Raw genomic sequence first — 3649 nt, 5'->3', positions numbered from 1 at the left:
CGTCAGCCATTCGACGCGCGTCTCGCCGGAGCCGCTGTCCGACAGGATTCCCTGCAGTTGCGCCAGCCAGCGCCGGGCCGCGACATCAAGCTGATACGGCGGATTGCAGACGATCACGCCGCTGCCCTTCATGCCGAGCGGCGTGTCGTAGGGCGCGAGCCCCAGTTCGATGCGCAGCAGCGCCGGCACGCCGCTGGCGGCGAGGGCACGGCAGAAGCGTTCGGACGGCGCTCGGTCGAGGATCGGATACCAGATCGCCACCGTCCCCTCGCGCCAGCGCCGGTGGACCTGCCCGACCAGCTTCAGCAGCCGTTCGAATTCGCCGGCCAGCTCGTAGGCCGGATCGACGAACAGCAGCCCGCGCCGCTCGGGCGGCGGCAGGAAGGCACCGGCGGCCTCGTAGCCGTCGCGCTTATGCACCGCGATGCGCCGGTCCGCGGCGAACAGCGCCTTCAGCGACGGCTGATCGCCCGGATGCAGCTCGCAGGCGATCAGCCGGTCCCGGTCGCGCAGGCGCTGGCGGATCAGCGCCGGCGAGCCGGGGTAGCGGCTGAGCCGGCCGTCGGGGTTTTCGCTGCGCACGGCAGCGACGTAGGCGGCGAGTTCCGGTTCGAGATCGGCGCGTGACCACAGCCGGGCGATGCCGTCGCGGTATTCGCCGGTCTTCTGCGCCTGCGCGGCACCCAGCTCGTAGAGGCCGGCGCCGGCATGCGTGTCGAGCGCGAGCCAGGGCTTGTCCTTGCGATTGAGGCCATCGAGCAGCTGCAGCAGCAGCGTGTGCTTCAGGCAGTCGGCGAAGTTGCCGGCGTGGAAGGCGTGGCGGTAACTGAGCATCGGCGCGGGCTGGCGGCGGCAGGCGGGCCGGTCAGCGTGGACAAGCGCCCGGCAGCACGCAAGCCGGACTCACGATGCCGACAGCCGCAGCGGCAGGCGCTGCGGCCCCCAGTCCCCGGGCCCGGCCTCGAAGCGCCCCGGCAGTGCATGCCCGCAGGCGCGGCAGCAGCCGTGCGCATCGAGCTGCCAGCCGTCGATCCGGTAGCGGCCGTCGCGACCGATCAGCTTCGCGCCGCAGCCCGGGCACCAGGTGCTGGCACCTTCGGGGTCGCGGACGTTGCCGGTATAGACGTACTGGAGCCCGGCCTCGCGGGCGAGACGGCGTGCGCGGCTCAGCGTCGCCGGCGGCGTCGGCGGGGCGTCGGTGAGCTTCCAGTCCGGGTGAAAGGCCGTGAAGTGCAGCGGCACTTCGGGTCCGAGTTCGCGGCCCACCCACTCGGCGAGGCGCGCGATCTCGTCATCGCCGTCGTTGTAGCCGGGGATCAGCAGCGTCGTCAGCTCGAACCAGACCCGGGTCTCGCGCTTCAGGTACACGAGCGTCTCCAGCACCGGCGCCAGATGTCCGCCGCAGACGCGGTGGTAGAAATCCTCGGTGAAGGCCTTCAGATCGACGTTGGCCGCGTCCATCGCCGCGAAGAACTCGGCGCGCGGCCCGGCGCAGACGTAGCCGGCCGTCACCGCGACGCTGGCGATGCCGCGCGCGCGGCAGGCGGCGGCGACCTCGACCGCGTATTCGAGAAAGATCACCGGGTCGTTGTACGTGTACGCGACGCTGCGACAGCCGCTGTCCGCGGCCGCCGCGGCGATCATCGCCGGCGTCGCCTGCGCGGCGAGCCGGTCGGTGTCGCGCGACTTCGAGATGTCCCAGTTCTGGCAGAACTTGCATGCCAGATTGCAGCCGGCAGTGCCGAAGGACAGCACCGGCGTGCCCGGCAGCCAGTGGTTCAGCGGCTTCTTCTCGATCGGATCGATGCAGAAGCCCGACGAGCGCCCCCAGGTGTCGAGCACCAGCGCATCGCCGTCACGCCCGCGCACGAAGCAGAGGCCGCGACTGCCGTCGTGCAGCTTGCAGAAGCGCGGACACAGGTCGCACTGCAGGCGGCCATCGTCGAGCCGGTGCCAGTAACGGGCCGGTGCGGGGGCTGTGAACAGTTGTCGCTGCATGGCAACACCCTCTGTACCTGCGACTCATATCAGGGAAATATTAGAATTCGTTCAGAATTCGACGGAGTGTCGATCCAGTCCGAGTGGAGGCCGCAGTCCGCTGCGACAAAGACGATGGCGATCAGCCCTGCCCGCACCCTGCGCCCGCCGGCCGTTGCCGGCCTGTTCTACCCGGAAGATCCGGTGGAACTGCGGGCCAGCGTCACGGCGGCCCTCGCCGGAGTCGCCACCGCCGCCGGTGCAGCCGCTCCGAAGGCGCTGATCGTGCCGCACGCCGGCTACGTCTATTCGGGACCGATCGCCGCCAGCGCCTATCGCCGGATCAGCCGGCTGCACGGACGCATCGAACGCGTCGTGCTGCTCGGCCCGAGTCATCGCATCGGCTTTCGCGGCATCGCGCTGACGAGTCACGCGGCTTATGTGACACCGCTCGGCACGGTTCCGATCGACCGCGAAGCCTGCGCGTCGATCGCGGCCCTGCCCGGCGTCGTCGAACTCGACGCCGCCCATGCGCAGGAGCACAGCCTGGAGGTCCACCTGCCCTTCCTGCAGCTGACGCTCGGCGACTTCCGGCTGCTGCCGCTGGTCGTCGGCGATGCCGATGCCGCCAGCGTCGCCCGCGTGCTGGAACGCCTCTGGGGCGGCGCGGAAACCCTGGTCGTGGTGAGCACGGATCTCAGCCACTACCACCCTTACAGGGAAGCGCAGCAACTCGATGCCGCCACGACGCGCGCCATCGAACAGCTGCGGTTCGAGTCGATCGGCCCCGAGCAGGCCTGCGGCTGCCGTCCCCTGGGCGGTCTGCTGCACCTCGCCCGCGAGCACGGTCTGACGGTGTCTGCCATCGATCTGCGCAATTCCGGCGATACCGCCGGCGGACGCGACCGGGTCGTCGGATACGGTGCTTACGTCTGCCATGAACACCCCCGTGAACATTGAAGCCCTCGAACACCTGAGCCTCGAAGAGCGCGCGATGCTGCTGCGTGTGGCGCGGGCCGCGATCGATCGCGGCCTGGCCTCGCGCCAGCCGCCCGAGGTCGAGGTGGCCGCCTTCCCGCCGGCGCTGCGCGAGGTCGCTGCGACCTTCGTGACGCTGAAGCTCGACGGCGAGCTGCGCGGCTGCATCGGCACGCTCGAAGCCCGCGATCCGCTGATCCTCGATGTCGCGCTGCACGCCTACGCCGCCGCCTTCGACGATCCGCGCTTCCTGCCGGTGCGCCGCGACGAGTTCGAGCGGCTCGACATCTCGGTGTCGGTGCTGACGCGCCCGGAGCCGCTGAAGGTCAGCAATCAGGCCGAACTGCTCGAACAGCTGCGCCCGGGCCGCGACGGCCTGATCCTCGACTACCCCGGCCACCGCGCGACCTTCCTGCCGGCGGTCTGGAAGGACCTGCCCGACCCGCTGCGCTTCGTGCGCAACCTCAAGCGCAAGGCCGGCCTGACCGAAAGCTTCTGGTCGCCGCAGCTGCGCTTCCTGCGCTACGGCAGCGAATCCTTCGACGAGCACGACCTCGCACCCGCGGCCTGAATCCCGGCCGCAGGGCTGGCGAGCCGGGGGGGCGATGTGTATGATGCGCGCCTCACCCGCAAGGGTAACGGGGCGGTAGCTCAGCTGGGAGAGCGTCGCGTTCGCAATGCGAAGGTCGAGGGT

General features: G+C 70.3%; 4 protein-coding genes. 2 read left to right on the top strand and 2 right to left on the bottom strand.

Annotated elements, in window-relative coordinates; translation table 11 throughout:
- Positions 1-834 (bottom strand): 23S rRNA (adenine(2030)-N(6))-methyltransferase RlmJ (gene rlmJ, locus PKE44_RS16475; protein WP_324553372.1); only part of this gene is annotated, 834 nt, incomplete at its 3' end.
- Between the two features lie 69 nt (positions 835-903).
- Positions 904-1998 (bottom strand): AmmeMemoRadiSam system radical SAM enzyme, encoded by a 1095-nt coding sequence (amrS, locus tag PKE44_RS16470; protein WP_324553369.1) that lies wholly within the window; start codon positions 1996-1998, stop codon positions 904-906.
- Positions 1999-2112: 114 nt separating this feature from the next.
- Here amrS and amrB point away from each other — a divergent pair, with 114 nt between their 5' ends.
- Together amrB and amrA are read left to right on the top strand one after the other, a co-directional pair.
- Positions 2113-2937, top strand: a complete 825-nt coding sequence (gene amrB, locus PKE44_RS16465; RefSeq protein WP_324553375.1) for an AmmeMemoRadiSam system protein B — start codon at positions 2113-2115, stop codon at positions 2935-2937.
- A complete protein-coding gene (amrA, locus tag PKE44_RS16460; RefSeq protein ID WP_324553367.1) occupies positions 2915-3526 on the top strand; it encodes an AmmeMemoRadiSam system protein A in 612 nt (203 codons plus the stop codon). The genes amrB and amrA overlap by 23 nt, the downstream gene beginning before the upstream one ends.
- Positions 3527-3649: the final 123 nt, after the last annotated feature.

The sequence above is a fragment of the Plasticicumulans sp. genome (assembly GCF_035331805.1).
GTDB lineage: Bacteria > Pseudomonadota > Gammaproteobacteria > Competibacterales > Competibacteraceae > Plasticicumulans.
Note: the sequence above shows the minus strand (reverse complement) of the source record. Positions and strands in the feature narration are given on the sequence as shown.